The organism is Bacillus sp. LM 4-2 (genome assembly GCF_000978495.1).
Classification (GTDB): domain Bacteria; phylum Bacillota; class Bacilli; order Bacillales; family Bacillaceae; genus Bacillus; species Bacillus subtilis.
Genome location: NZ_CP011101.1, coordinates 3,372,750 through 3,386,064, shown reverse-complemented (window position 1 = coordinate 3,386,064; position 13,315 = coordinate 3,372,750). Strand labels below are relative to the sequence as shown.

The 13,315-nt window shown below is 46.4% G+C and carries 13 protein-coding genes and 1 pseudogene; 11 read left to right on the top strand and 3 right to left on the bottom strand.

Annotated features, from left to right (window positions below; translation table 11 throughout):
• The first annotated feature begins 1 nt into the window (after window position 1).
• The 4 genes from bslm_RS16870 to padC all read left to right on the top strand — a co-directional run bounded on the left by bslm_RS16870 (window position 2) and on the right by padC (window position 3,152).
• On the top strand, window positions 2–1,357 hold the full coding sequence (locus bslm_RS16870; RefSeq protein WP_046381353.1) for a serine hydrolase: 1,356 nt from the start codon (window positions 2–4) through the stop codon (window positions 1,355–1,357).
• A 15-nt stretch (window positions 1,358–1,372) separates the two neighbouring features.
• Window positions 1,373–2,056: a broad specificity amino-acid racemase RacX gene (gene racX, locus bslm_RS16865; protein ID WP_046381352.1), complete on the top strand. Its 684-nt coding sequence runs from the start codon at window positions 1,373–1,375 to the stop codon at window positions 2,054–2,056.
• A 132-nt stretch (window positions 2,057–2,188) separates the two neighbouring features.
• The gene (locus bslm_RS16860) at window positions 2,189–2,644 is read left to right on the top strand and encodes a DUF3237 domain-containing protein (RefSeq protein WP_046381351.1); all 456 of its coding nucleotides are present in this window, start codon (window positions 2,189–2,191) and stop codon (window positions 2,642–2,644) included.
• A gap of 22 nt (window positions 2,645–2,666) precedes the next feature.
• The gene (gene padC / locus bslm_RS16855) at window positions 2,667–3,152 is read left to right on the top strand and encodes a phenolic acid decarboxylase (protein WP_003228238.1); all 486 of its coding nucleotides are present in this window, start codon (window positions 2,667–2,669) and stop codon (window positions 3,150–3,152) included.
• 26 nt (window positions 3,153–3,178) lie between these two features.
• Here padC and bslm_RS16850 read toward each other — a convergent pair whose 3' ends face one another.
• The 3 genes and pseudogenes from bslm_RS16850 to slrR all read right to left on the bottom strand — a co-directional run bounded on the left by bslm_RS16850 (window position 3,179) and on the right by slrR (window position 5,374).
• Window positions 3,179–3,370, bottom strand: coding sequence for a hypothetical protein (locus bslm_RS16850; RefSeq protein ID WP_003228241.1), 192 nt, complete (start codon window positions 3,368–3,370; stop codon window positions 3,179–3,181).
• Window positions 3,371–3,372: 2 nt separating this feature from the next.
• Window positions 3,373–4,841: pseudogene (gene pnbA, locus bslm_RS16845) on the bottom strand (para-nitrobenzyl esterase).
• 74 nt (window positions 4,842–4,915) lie between these two features.
• Window positions 4,916–5,374, bottom strand: coding sequence for an HTH-type transcriptional regulator SlrR (slrR, locus tag bslm_RS16840; protein WP_003228245.1), 459 nt, complete (start codon window positions 5,372–5,374; stop codon window positions 4,916–4,918).
• A 245-nt stretch (window positions 5,375–5,619) separates the two neighbouring features.
• Here slrR and bslm_RS16835 point away from each other — a divergent pair, with 245 nt between their 5' ends.
• From bslm_RS16835 to epsG, 7 genes are all read left to right on the top strand, one after another.
• Entirely contained in the window at window positions 5,620–6,324 is a 705-nt protein-coding gene (locus bslm_RS16835; RefSeq protein ID WP_003228247.1) for a YveK family protein, read from the top strand.
• 5 nt (window positions 6,325–6,329) lie between these two features.
• A complete protein-coding gene (gene epsB, locus bslm_RS16830; protein ID WP_003228249.1) occupies window positions 6,330–7,013 on the top strand; it encodes a protein tyrosine kinase EpsB in 684 nt (227 codons plus the stop codon).
• Window positions 7,014–7,247: 234 nt separating this feature from the next.
• Complete coding sequence (locus bslm_RS16825) at window positions 7,248–9,068, top strand: polysaccharide biosynthesis protein (protein ID WP_186302388.1); 1,821 nt, start codon at window positions 7,248–7,250, stop codon at window positions 9,066–9,068.
• Window positions 9,069–9,079: 11 nt separating this feature from the next.
• Window positions 9,080–10,225, top strand: a complete 1,146-nt coding sequence (locus bslm_RS16820) for a glycosyltransferase family 4 protein (RefSeq protein ID WP_033883461.1) — start codon at window positions 9,080–9,082, stop codon at window positions 10,223–10,225.
• Window positions 10,222–11,058, top strand: coding sequence for a glycosyltransferase EpsE (gene epsE, locus bslm_RS16815; protein WP_003228255.1), 837 nt, complete (start codon window positions 10,222–10,224; stop codon window positions 11,056–11,058). Before bslm_RS16820 ends, epsE begins: the two co-directional genes overlap by 4 nt.
• The gene (locus bslm_RS16810) at window positions 11,051–12,205 is read left to right on the top strand and encodes a glycosyltransferase family 1 protein (RefSeq protein WP_046381350.1); all 1,155 of its coding nucleotides are present in this window, start codon (window positions 11,051–11,053) and stop codon (window positions 12,203–12,205) included. The genes epsE and bslm_RS16810 overlap by 8 nt, the downstream gene beginning before the upstream one ends.
• Window positions 12,202–13,305: a biofilm exopolysaccharide biosynthesis protein EpsG gene (gene epsG, locus bslm_RS16805; protein ID WP_015714749.1), complete on the top strand. Its 1,104-nt coding sequence runs from the start codon at window positions 12,202–12,204 to the stop codon at window positions 13,303–13,305. Before bslm_RS16810 ends, epsG begins: the two co-directional genes overlap by 4 nt.
• The last annotated feature ends 10 nt before the right edge of the window (window positions 13,306–13,315 follow it).

Below are 13,315 nucleotides of genomic sequence, written 5' to 3'. Positions count from 1 at the left end.
AATGAAGCAGAATAAAAGAAAGCATCTTCAGACGTTATTTGAGACATTAGGCGAAAAACATCAGTTTAACGGGACGGTTCTGGCTGCGGAGGGTGGCGATATTTTATATCACCACTCTTTTGGCTATGCGGAAATGACGGAAAAATGCCCGTTGAAAACCAACTCTTTGTTTGAGTTAGCGTCTTTGTCAAAGCCTTTTACAGCATTGGGAATCATCTTGCTGGAGGAGAAGGGGATTCTTGGCTATGAGGATAAAGTGGATCGCTGGCTGCCCGGTTTTCCGTATCAGGGCGTAACGATTCGGCATTTATTGAACCATACGTCAGGGCTTCCTGATTATATGGGATGGTTTTTTGCCAATTGGGATTCACACAAGATTGCGGTGAATCAGGATATTGTCGATATGCTGATGAATGAGGGGCTATCTGGTTATTTTGAACCGAATGAAGGCTGGATGTACAGCAATACGGGGTATGTGCTGCTGGCGGTTATCATTGAAAAAGCATCTGGCATGAGCTATGCGGATTTTATGAAAACAAGTATTTTTTTACCGGCAGGCATGAATGAAACAAGAGTGTATAACAGGAGGCTTTCGCCTGAGCGAATTGATCATTATGCATATGGATATGTGTATGATGTACATTCCGAAACATACGTCCTCCCTGATGAGCTGGAGGAAACGAACTATGTTGTGTATCTCGATGGCATACAGGGAGATGGGACGGTGAACTCTGTCACAAGCGATTTGTTTCGATTTGATCAGGCTTTATATCAGGACGATTTCATCAGCAAGGCTTCTAAGGAATCCGCGTTTTCTCCAGTGCGCCTCAACAATGGAGAAACAATTGATTATGGCTTTGGCTGGGTACTGCAAAACAGTCCTGAAAAAGGGCGGATTGTCAGCCACAGCGGAGGATGGCCCGGCTATTCGACGATGATGATCCGATATATCGATCATCGTAAAACGCTGATCTATTTGAGTAATAAGGAAGAGGATACTGAATATGAACAAGCGATTCTGAAGGCGGCGGAACATATTCTATTTGGCCAGCCATATGAGGTCCCGGAACGTCCTGTTGATAAAAAGAAAAAAGCAATTGATACGGCGATATACAGCCGCTATGTTGGCAGCTACCTGTTGCAGGATGGAACGGCTGCACAGGTGACAGCCGAGAATGAACGGCTTTATTTGGAGATCGCCGGACAGCTGAGACTGGAGTTATTTCCTTCCTCGGAAACCCGTTTCTTTCTGCGAGCATTGTCTGTTGAAGTCGAGTTTACATTAGGTGAGGATGCTGCGAAAAGCTTTATCCTCTATGAGGATGGCTCAGAGGAAGAAGCGGTCCGTACGAAGTAGAAAGGAATGAATTTGATGATCGGAATATTAGCCGGAATGGGGCCGAAATCGACCTCGCCGTTTATTGATAAGGTGATTGATTACTGTCAGAAGCTGTATGGGGCTTCAAACGATATTGACTACCCGCACATGATGATCTATTCATGCCCGACGCCCTTCTATGCAGATCGTCCAATTGACCATGACGAGATGAAAAAAGCGATTATCGACGGAGCGGTAAAGCTCGAGAAAACAGGCGTGGATTTCATTGCGCTGCCTTGTAATACGGCGCATGTCTACTATGAAGAGATTCAGCAGGCATTGTCGGTTCCTATGTTGCATATCGTTGAGGAAACGATAAAAGAGATTCCGCATCCCGCAAAAAAAGCGGTGGTTTTAGGAACAGAGCCAACCATCCAATCCGCCATCTACCAAAAAGTTCTGAAGGCAAATGGACAAGAAGTTATTCACAAGGACCATTGGCAGCAGGCTGTGAACCAGCTTATCGCCGCAATCAAACAGCCAAATCATATGCAGCATACACAAGCATTGTGGCAGACGCTATATGAAGAAATCAGTCAGCATGCAGACATCATCATTTCAGCCTGCACGGATTTAAATGCGGTGTTAGATCATATTCAAAGTGAGATTCCGATTATAGATTCCTCTGCCTGTCTTGCCAAAAGCACTGTCAGCACATATCTTGCTTATCAAAGCTAGCTTCAGACAAGGACTGTCTTCAAACAGTCCTTGTTTTTTTATGTTCCTATTGTTTGACAGTTAACTTGCACTGGTGTTAAAGTAAACATGTAAATAGTTACATGATTTTTTTCTGAAGGTGAGGTGGTTCTCGTGAAGAAGCCGGTTTTAAAACCATTCGCCTCTTTAGAAATCAAGGTTGATCCGCCTATCACGATTGGTGAGACAGGCCTGGGACTGAGACGATTCATTCCGATTCGTTCGGGAACAATAACCGGGGAAGTAAAGGGACGTATTTTGCCGAGCGGTGCCGATTCGCAAATGATTCGCGCTGACGGCAGAACCGATTTATCTGCCAGGTATGTGATCGAAACAGCAGATCATGAACTGATTTACATTGAAAACAATGGAATACGGCAAGTCAGCGAGCCGTTTCGAAAACAAGCGGCAGCCGGGGAAATCATTGATCCGGAGCATGTTTATTTTCGTACGGTACCGACGTTTGAAACAGGCAGTGAAGTCTATCAATGGCTCCATGACCGCTTGTTTATCGGTTCCGCAGAAAGAACCCCTGATTACGTTCTACTAGACATTTATGAAGTGCAGTAAAAGACTAAGGAGAGTGTGAAAAATGGAAAACTTTATCGGAAGCCACATGATTTATACGTATGAAAACGGATGGGAATACGAGATTTATATTAAAAACGACCATACAATTGATTATAGAATTCATAGCGGAATGGTTGCCGGGCGCTGGGTTCGGGATCAGGAAGTGAATATTGTCAAACTGACAGAAGGCGTATATAAAGTGTCTTGGACAGAGCCGACTGGCACGGATGTTTCATTAAACTTTATGCCAAATGAAAAACGCATGCACGGCATTATTTTCTTCCCGAAATGGGTGCATGAACATCCTGAAATTACGGTTTGCTACCAAAATGACCACATTGATTTGATGGAAGAATCCCGCGAAAAATATGAAACGTATCCAAAATACGTTGTACCTGAATTTGCGGAAATTACATTTCTGAAAAATGAAGGAGTCGACAACGAAGAAGTGATTTCGAAGGCTCCTTATGAGGGAATGACAGACGATATTCGCGCGGGAAGATTATAATAAACATAAAAACCCGGAAAAGAGAATTACTTCTCTTTTCCGGGTTTTCTTTTTGCTGAGTATGCGGGAACCATCACAATTCCCGCGAAAAACAGTATGATGCCAGTCCAGCGCATAGGCTGGTAATAGACTGTGTCCCGTAAACATACCACGGCCGACAAAATAATGATACAAGCTGCCACAACAATGGCAGCACCAATGTATCCTGTTTTCCCCATATTTATTCTCCTTTTGAAGGGAATAGCTTCTGCCTTTTTTCAGATTCGGGATCGTTTTCGATCGTAATCTCTGAGTCTAAAATCAGCGTCTCTCTCGTTTCTTCATGATACGCAGGCCAATTCACAGCTTCGGTGCTTGGGTTTCCTGTTTTAGTGAACGTGATCCACGCTGATTGTATCGTGTGAGAAAGCTGTTTCACCTCATCCGTAATCTCCGCTTTTGCCATTCGTTCCAATCCGTCCAGATTTCCAAAGACAAAAGGAAGCTCTAATGCGTGAAACGCTTTATTGTACGGCGGCTTCTTCGGGTGCCAATCGAACCTGTACATCCAGACAGGGGCGTAATGAGACTGTGCGGATGCATAGGCGACGGCAGGGCGCCAAAATAATAAATCAGTCATCATATGAATTTGGCTTTCCAGAGAATGCGGATACAAATCGGCAGCTTTCTCTGCCAGCGGCTTCCCTAGTAAATACTCGAGCGCTGCATCAAGCGTTTCCTGAGAATGAACGTCTGAATCCGGGGTGAAAAATAAATATCCTTCATCACGGGTTGTTCCGATTAATAGCGGGATGCCGGAAGCAGCCCCTTCTGCGATCGCTTTTTCTGGTTCTTCAGGCAGCGTTTTCGGATCAAGGGCGGGCTGGAAGAACAGCTGAAAGATATTTTCTTTTTCTGCAATCCGAAGCTGATCGGCCGCTTTAAGCAAATCTTCCGCTGCTACAGTATGCAATCTGTCCAGCTGGCTCTCATTAATCCCAAGGACCTGTAAAAAGGCAGCCGCAGTGCTTGCCGCTTGTTCTTTTGTCATTGTTCGGGAAGCGCCGCTTTCCATGATTGCTTTCTGGAACAGGCCTTTTGCCGTAGGCATAGCAAGCAGCGCGGCAATGCTCATGCCGCCGGCGGATTCTCCAAATACTGTTACGTTATCGGGATCACCGCCAAACGCTGAGATATTCTCTCGCACCCATTTCAGTGCGGCGGCTCGGTCTAAAAGCCCAAGGTTATCGGAATACGCCTCATCAAATGAAGACAAGTGCAAAAAGCCAAACGCCCCAGCCGATAGTTCAGTGTAACGACAATGACCTCTCCCTACGCCGCAAGTTTTGATCCGTCATACAATGGCTCACTGCCCGCGCCGAGATAAAAAGCGCCTCCGTGAATCCAAACCATGACAGGCAGGTTTTGGATTGGAGTGTCAGGCGCAAATACATTGACAAACAAGCAATCCTCGGACTGGCGGGGCAGCTCAGTATACGAAAGTGACAGCAAATCAGACGGCTGCGGGCAAATAGGGCCGTACGCTGTGGCATCAAGGACATCTTCCCACACTTCAGGCGGCTCAGGTGCTTTAAAACGCCATTGTCCGACAGGCGGCTTGGCATAGGGGATGCCTTTCCACTTATGTACGCCGTTTTCCGTTGTGCCTTTTACTTTGCCGTATTGAGTCGTTACTATTTGATGAGTCATTGTGCTCTCTCCCTTTTTCACCCATTATAAACAGATTTACCCTATAGATGCGAACGTTAGCCCTTAACCGATCATCATCTTCCCATTGTTTTTAAAAAGGATTTGACTTCATGGACAGTCAGACCTATTTCTCTTGCTTCCGCCATCAGCGCTTTCCATTCTTCTATATTGGATTCCGTCAGTTTGCGGTTGCGGTAAGAGGCAGTTTCGGGCTGTTCTTTCTTGAGTCTGTTCGTAAAAGTGAACAATTCTTCCTTTTCCATCCCGGCTTGTACGGCTTGCACTAAATGTACGCGCCATTCTTCTTCACCGCCGCTGATTTTTTCATACATCATTGTTTCTGCGTCAAATAATTCTGTTAATTCAACTTCCAGTGTGGCAGAAACTTTTTTTAAAAATTGAACGGACGGATTCGTGTGAACGCCTCTTTCAATCTTGCTTAAATAGGATTTGGATACGCCTGACTCAACAGCCAGCTGATTAATAGAATAGCCTTTTCTTTTACGGTACAAACGGATAATTCTTCCAATCATAATATGAAATTCTCCTCTATTCCTGTCGTTATTTCGTTCATTATAAGGAATTTTTCGTTCTTTATAAAATTTAAAATAATAAGGGAAGTGCAGTAAATTAGAGGAAAATCATGATTTTGTTCTCTAAAGAGAACTTATTGGCTTATTTTGCAATTTTTAAATAATAACGTTTTCTTTTATAATCCAATCATTAACAGAAAGGGGCGCGGGAAGCCAGCCGCGGGAAGGCTGAAGGCTATGAATACATGAATGAGAATATGAGTTTCAAAGAATTATATGCGATTGTCAGACACAGATTCGTGCTGATTCTGCTCATCACAATCGGCGTCACCCTTATTATGGGTTTTGTGCAATTTAAGGTCATTTCACCGACCTACCAGGCGTCGACACAGGTGCTGGTTCATGAATCAGACGGTGAAGAAAACTCGAATCTCAGTGACATCCAGCGAAATCTTCAGTATAGCAGCACGTTCCAATCGATTATGAAAAGCACTGCCTTGATGGAAGAAGTTAAGGCGGAATTGCACCTATCTGAATCGGCTTCCTCGCTGAAAGGAAAAGTGGTTACCAGCAGTGAAAATGAATCAGAAATAATCAACGTTGCCGTTCAGGATCACGATCCGGCGAAAGCAGCTGAGATTGCGAACACGTTAGTGAACAAGTTTGAAAAAGAAGTAGATGAAAGAATGAATGTACAAGGCGTACATATATTATCAGAGGCGAAGGCTTCGGAAAGCCCGATGATCAAGCCGGCCAGGCTGCGAAATATGGTCATGGCTTTTGGCGCTGCTGTCATGGGCGGCATTACACTGGCATTTTTTCTGCATTTTCTCGATGATACATGCAAAAGCGCACGGCAGCTCAGCGAGAGAACCGGATTGCCATGCTTAGGCTCCGTTCCTGATGTCCACAAAGGGCGGAATCGCGGGATAAAACATTTCGGGGAGTGAAGCGAGTGATCTTTAGAAAAAAGAAAGCAAGGCGAGGTTTGGCTCAAATATCTGTTTTACACAATAAATCAGTTGTTGCGGAACAATATCGCACCATTCGGACAAACATTGAGTTCTCATCTGTCCAGACCAACTTGCGATCTATCCTCGTCACCTCCTCTGTGCCTGGTGAAGGTAAATCGTTCAGTGCAGCGAATCTTGCGGCTGTCTTTGCGCAGCAGCAGGAAAAGAAAGTACTGCTGGTGGATGCCGATTTAAGAAAGCCGACCATCAATCAAACGTTTCAGGTTGATAATGTAACCGGGCTGACAAATGTGCTGGTCGGCAATGCTTCACTCAGTGAGACGGTGCAAAAGACGCCGATCGATAACTTATATGTACTGACAAGCGGGCCGACCCCGCCAAACCCGGCAGAACTGCTGTCTTCAAAAGCAATGGGAGATTTAATATCTGAGATCTATGAACAATTCAGCCTCGTCATCTTTGATTCCCCTCCGCTTTTGGCTGTTGCAGATGCTCAGATTCTAGCAAATCAGACAGACGGCAGCGTGCTCGTCGTTTTAAGCGGAAAAACAAAAACCGATACCGTTCTGAAAGCAAAAGATGCACTGGAACAATCCAATGCGAAGCTGTTAGGCGCTCTTTTAAACAAAAAGAAAATGAAAAAATCGGAACACTATTCCTACTAGTTTTTGTAAAGGTGATGTCTCCTGACCTGTATCAATGGAGGCACTCGGCTCTGCTGTGGGCAGCTGAAGTTGCTGCCTTAGATGCTGGTCGTCGCTGGCGGGGCGTGAGGATGGGTTAAATGCCCACTTATCTGATATATACATAGGACGTGTTGTCGGTTTAGCTGCTGCCGATTTTTTGGAGAGACGAAAACCGCCGCAGCTAAACCGATAAAAGAATTAGGGGGGAAAAGGTTGAGTTACCGGAGAAGACTGTCAATGATTATTGCGCTGGATACTTACCTCGTTTTAAATTCAGTTATTGCAGGATATCAATTTTTAAAAGATTCCTATCAATTTTATGACTCCGGAGCATTACTGCTTACCGCTGTCAGCTTGCTCCTCAGCTATCATGTGTGTGCTGTCCTGTTCAATCAGTATAAACAGGTGTGGACATACACCGGGCTTGGCGAGCTGATTGTCCTGCTTAAGGGCATTACGCTTTCAGCCGCTGTGACCGGCGTCATTCAGTATGCTGTGTATCACACGATGTTCTTCCGTCTGTTAACCGCGTGCTGGGTGCTTCAGCTTTTGTCTATTGGAGGGACCCGTATTTTATCTAGAGTATTAAACGAAAGCATCAGGAAAAAACGCTGCGCCTCGTCCCGCGCGCTGATTATCGGGGCGGGCTCAGGTGGGACTCTGATGGTCAGGCAGCTGCTTTCGAAAGATGAACCTGATATCATACCTGTCGCTTTTATTGATGACGACCAAACGAAGCATAAATTAGAAATTATGGGACTGCCCGTAATCGGCGGTAAAGAAAGTATCATGCCTGCGGTGCAAAAGCTCAAAATTAATTATATTATTATTGCCATTCCTTCACTCCGCACCCATGAGCTTCAGGTGTTATATAAAGAATGTGTGCGAACCGGAGTAAGCATTAAAATTATGCCTCATTTTGATGAAATGCTGCTTGGCACACGAACTGCCGGACAAATCAGAGATGTAAAAGCTGAGGACTTGCTCGGCAGAAAGCCGGTAACCCTCGACACTAGCGAAATTTCGAACCGCATCAAAGGAAAAACAGTTCTCGTCACGGGAGCGGGCGGATCCATCGGCTCGGAAATCTGCCGTCAGATAAGCGCGTTTCAGCCTAAGGAAATTATTCTGCTCGGCCATGGGGAAAACAGCATTCATTCGATTTATACAGAGCTGAATGGACGATTCGGCAAACACATTGTGTTCCATACGGAAATCGCTGATGTGCAGGACCGCGATAAAATGTTTACCTTGATGAAAAAATACGAGCCGCATGTTGTCTATCATGCAGCTGCCCATAAGCATGTGCCTTTAATGGAACACAATCCAGAAGAGGCGGTCAAAAACAATATTATCGGAACAAAAAATGTCGCGGAAGCAGCCGATATGTCGGGAACTGAGACATTCGTGCTGATTTCATCGGACAAAGCGGTGAACCCAGCCAATGTAATGGGGGCGACAAAACGATTCGCAGAGATGATTATTATGAATCTTGGGAAAGTCAGCAGAACCAAATTTGTCGCTGTTCGCTTCGGCAATGTACTCGGGAGCCGCGGCAGCGTCATTCCAATTTTTAAAAAACAAATTGAAAAAGGCGGCCCAGTCACAGTAACACATCCGGCAATGACTCGCTATTTCATGACGATTCCCGAGGCATCAAGGCTTGTGATTCAGGCTGGGGCACTGGCGAAAGGGCGCCAGATTTTCGTTCTCGATATGGGAGAGCCCGTAAAGATTGTAGATCTTGCCAAAAACCTCATTCATTTGTCCGGCTACACGACTGAGCAGGTTCCAATCGAATTCACAGGCATTCGTCCGGGCGAAAAAATGTATGAGGAATTACTGAACAAAAATGAAGTCCACGCTGAACAAATCTTTCCAAAAATTCACATCGGTAAAGCGGTGGACGGCGATTGGCCGGTGCTGATGCGCTTTATCGAGGATTTTCATGAGCTGCCGGAAGCCGACCTGAGAGCGAGGCTGTTTGCTGCAATCAATACATCAGAAGAAATGACGGCTGCCAGCGTTCATTAGGGGGAGTGAAAATGACGAAAAAGATATTGTTTTGCGCGACTGTTGATTATCATTTTAAGGCCTTTCACCTCCCTTATTTTAAATGGTTCAAGCAAATGGGCTGGGAGGTTCATGTCGCCGCGAACGGACAAACCAAGCTGCCGTATGTGGATGAGAAATTCTCCATCCCGATTCGCAGGTCACCTTTTGACCCTCAGAACCTGGCCGTTTATAGGCAGCTGAAGAAAGTGATTGACACCTATGAATACGACATTGTCCATTGCCATACACCGGTCGGCGGCGTTCTCGCCAGACTGGCGGCGAGGCAGGCACGGCGGCACGGAACAAAGGTGCTGTACACAGCGCACGGATTTCACTTCTGCAAAGGGGCACCGATGAAAAATTGGCTTCTTTACTATCCGGTTGAGAAATGGCTTTCAGCATATACAGACTGCCTGATTACGATTAATGAAGAGGATTACATACGGGCGAAAGGACTTCAAAGGCCGGGCGGAAGGACGCAGAAAATTCACGGCATTGGCGTCAATACCGAGCGTTTCCGGCCTGTCAGTCCGATAGAGCAGCAAAGACTCAGAGAAAAGCACGGGTTCCGTGAAGATGATTTTATATTGGTTTATCCGGCTGAGCTCAATCTGAACAAAAACCAGAAGCAGTTAATTGAAGCCGCAGCCTTGCTAAAAGAAAAAATTCCCTCACTCCGCCTTGTGTTTGCCGGGGAAGGGGCAATGGAACATACGTATCAAACGTTAGCTGAAAAGCTTGGTGCCTCCGCCAATGTCTGTTTTTACGGCTTTTGCAGCGACATACATGAGTTGATTCAGCTTGCGGATGTATCTGTCGCATCCAGCATTAGAGAAGGCCTCGGTATGAATGTGCTTGAGGGAATGGCGGCAGAAAAACCGGCGATCGCCACAGATAATCGCGGGCATCGGGAAATCATCCGCGACGGAGAAAACGGTTTTCTGATCAAAATCGGTGACAGTGCTGCTTTTGCCCGCCGGATTGAACAGCTTTACCATAAGCCGGAGCTCTGCCGAAAGCTGGGACAGGAAGGCCGAAAAACAGCCTTGCGCTTCTCGGAGGCGCGAACGGTGGAAGAAATGGCAGATATTTATTCCGCGTACATGGATATGGATACAAAGGAGAAAAGCGTATGAACTCAGGACCGAAAGTTTCTGTCATTATGGGCATTTATAATTGCGAACGCACTTTGGCAGAAAGCATAGAATCCATACTCAGCCAATCCTATAAAAATTGGGAGCTGATTTTGTGCGATGATGCGTCAACAGACGGCACGCTCCGCATCGCGAAGCAGTATGCCGCTCATTACAGCGACCGCATCAAACTGATTCAAAACAAAACAAATAAGCGGCTTGCCGCATCATTAAATCATTGTCTTTCGCATGCGACAGGAGATTATATCGCACGTCAGGACGGAGATGATCTTTCGTTCCCGCGCCGCCTGGAAAAGCAGGTCGCGTTTTTAGAAAAGCACCGACACTATCAGGTGGTTGGCACCGGCATGCTTGTGTTTGATGAATTTGGCGTAAGAGGCACCCGCATTCTGCCTTCTGTTCCGGAGCCGGGCATCATGGCAAAAGGGACTCCATTTTGCCACGGCACGATTATGATGAGAGCGAGTGCCTACCGCACGCTGAAAGGCTACCGGTCGGTGCGGCGGACGAGACGAATGGAAGATATTGATTTGTGGCTTCGCTTTTTTGAAGAGGGCTTCAGGGGCTATAATCTCCAGGAAGCCTTGTATAAAGTGAGGGAAGACAGCGATGCATTCAAACGGCGGTCATTTACGTATTCAATCGACAATGCCATTCTTGTCTATCAGGCGTGCAGACGCTTGAAGCTTCCTTTATCTGATTACATATATATCGCAAAACCGTTAATCCGCGCGTTTATGCCTGCAGCCGTGATGAATCGCTACCACAAAAAAAGAGTGATGAACCAAAAGGAAGGGCTTGTCAAGCATGAATAGCAGCCAAAAACGCGTGCTCCATGTTCTCAGCGGCATGAACAGGGGCGGCGCGGAAACCATGGTGATGAATTTATATCGGAAAATGGACAAAAGCAAAGTGCAATTTGACTTTTTAACGTATCGAAATGATCCGTGCGCTTACGATGAAGAGATTTTATCTTTAGGCGGGCGGCTTTTTTATGTCCCGAGCATTGGGCAAAGCAATCCCCTTACATTTGTGAGGAATGTGAGAAACGCGATAAAAGAAAACGGGCCGTTCAGCGCCGTTCATGCGCACACGGATTTCCAAACAGGCTTTATCGCCCTTGCGGCAAGGCTCGCCGGAGTGCCGGTCAGGGTATGCCATTCCCACAATACGTCTTGGAAGACCGGCTTCAATTGGAAGGATCGCTTGCAGCTGCTGGTGTTCAGGCGGCTCATCTTGGCGAATGCGACAGCGCTGTGTGCCTGCGGAGAGGATGCGGGCAGGTTTTTATTTGGACAGTCCAACATGGAGCGGGAGCGTGTTCACCTTCTTCCGAATGGGATTGACCTTGAGTTGTTCGCCCCAAATGGGCAGGCGGCTGATGAAGAAAAAGCAGCACGCGGCATTGCAGCCGACCGGCTCATCATTGGCCATGTGGCCCGGTTTCATGAAGTGAAAAACCACGCGTTCCTGCTGAAACTTGCCGCACATCTCAAAGAAAGAGGCGTTCGCTTTCAGCTCGTTCTGGCGGGAGACGGGCCGTTGCGCGGGGAGATAGAGGAGGAGGCGCGGCAGCAGAATTTGCTATCAGACGTCCTCTTTTTAGGCACGGAAGAACGGATCCATGAACTGATGCGAACATTCGATGTATTTGTCATGCCGTCTCTGTACGAAGGCTTGCCGGTTGTGCTTGTGGAAGCGCAGGCGTCGGGGCTTCCATGCATCATTTCAGACAGCATTACAGAAAAAGTCGACGCCGGTCTCGGGCTTGTCACAAGATTAAGTCTTTCTGAGCCGTTCAGCGTCTGGGCTGAAACCATTGCAAGGGCGGCCGCCGCAGGCAGGCCGAAGCGTGAGTTCATCAAAGAAACACTCGCTCAACTTGGCTACGATGCACAGCAAAATGTAGGAGCGCTGCTGAATGTATACAACATCAGCACGGAAAAGGACCATGACCGATGATTGTATATGCCGTCAATATGGGGATTGTATTTATTTGGTCTTGGTTCGCTAAAATGTGCGGCGGCCGTGACGATTCGCTTGCCACGGGGTATCGGCCGAATAAGCTTTTGATCTGGATTCCGCTCGCTTCACTTGTGCTCGTGTCAGGTCTCCGCTATCGAGTCGGCACGGATTTTCAGACGTACACGCTGCTGTACGAATTGGCGGGCGATTATCAAAATGTGTGGCAGATATTCGGTTTCGGCACTGCGAAAACAGCGACAGATCCGGGGTTTACCGCACTCCTTTGGCTGATGAATTTCATCACGGAAGATCCTCAAATCATGTATTTTACGGTGGCGGTCGTGACCTACAGCTTTATTATGAAGACACTCGCCGACTATGGCAGGCCGTTTGAGCTGAGTGTCTTTTTGTTTTTGGGAACCTTTCATTACTACGCGTCTTTTAACGGCATCAGGCAATACATGGTCGCAGCTGCTTTGTTTTGGGCGATCCGTTATATCATCAGCGGGAACTGGAAGCGATATTTCCTGATTGTGCTGGTCAGCTCGCTCTTTCATTCGTCGGCGCTGATTATGATTCCAGTGTACTTTATTGTCAGAAGAAAAGCCTGGTCACCGGCGATATTCGGCCTATCCGCTTTATTTCTCGGCATGACATTTTTATATCAAAAATTTATTTCTGTGTTTGTCGTTGTACTTGAAAACAGCTCATACAGCCATTATGAAAAATGGCTCATGACGAACACAAATGGAATGAATGTGATCAAAATCGCTGTTTTGGTTCTGCCGCTGTTCCTTGCATTTTGCTATAAAGAACGATTGCGGAGTCTGTGGCCGCAAATTGATATTGTCGTCAATTTGTGCCTGCTAGGTTTTTTGTTCGGCCTTTTGGCCACAAAGGATGTGATTTTTGCCAGATTCAATATTTATTTCGGTCTGTATCAAATGATCCTAGTCCCTTATTTCGTCAGGATATTTGATGAAAAATCGAACGCCCTTATCTATATCGCTATCGTTGTTTGTTATTTTCTTTACAGTTATTTGCTTATGCCGGTCGATTCATCGGTTCTGCCTTACAGAACGATTTTTTCCCGGTAATTTATGCACG

What these genes read in the sequence shown, in the direction of transcription:
- bslm_RS16835 (WP_003228247.1), top strand. Translation starts at nt 5,620, where the DNA reads ATGAATGAGAATATGAGTTTCAAAGAATTATATGCGATTGTCAGACAC.
- epsG (WP_015714749.1), top strand. Translation starts at nt 12,202, where the DNA reads ATGATTGTATATGCCGTCAATATGGGGATTGTATTTATTTGGTCTTGG.
- racX (WP_046381352.1), top strand. Translation starts at nt 1,373, where the DNA reads ATGATCGGAATATTAGCCGGAATGGGGCCGAAATCGACCTCGCCGTTT.
- slrR (WP_003228245.1), bottom strand. Translation starts at nt 5,374, where the DNA reads ATGATTGGAAGAATTATCCGTTTGTACCGTAAAAGAAAAGGCTATTCT.
- padC (WP_003228238.1), top strand. Translation starts at nt 2,667, where the DNA reads ATGGAAAACTTTATCGGAAGCCACATGATTTATACGTATGAAAACGGA.
- bslm_RS16850 (WP_003228241.1), bottom strand. Translation starts at nt 3,370, where the DNA reads ATGGGGAAAACAGGATACATTGGTGCTGCCATTGTTGTGGCAGCTTGT.
- bslm_RS16810 (WP_046381350.1), top strand. Translation starts at nt 11,051, where the DNA reads ATGAATAGCAGCCAAAAACGCGTGCTCCATGTTCTCAGCGGCATGAAC.
- epsE (WP_003228255.1), top strand. Translation starts at nt 10,222, where the DNA reads ATGAACTCAGGACCGAAAGTTTCTGTCATTATGGGCATTTATAATTGC.
- bslm_RS16820 (WP_033883461.1), top strand. Translation starts at nt 9,080, where the DNA reads ATGACGAAAAAGATATTGTTTTGCGCGACTGTTGATTATCATTTTAAG.
- bslm_RS16870 (WP_046381353.1), top strand. Translation starts at nt 2, where the DNA reads ATGAAGCAGAATAAAAGAAAGCATCTTCAGACGTTATTTGAGACATTA.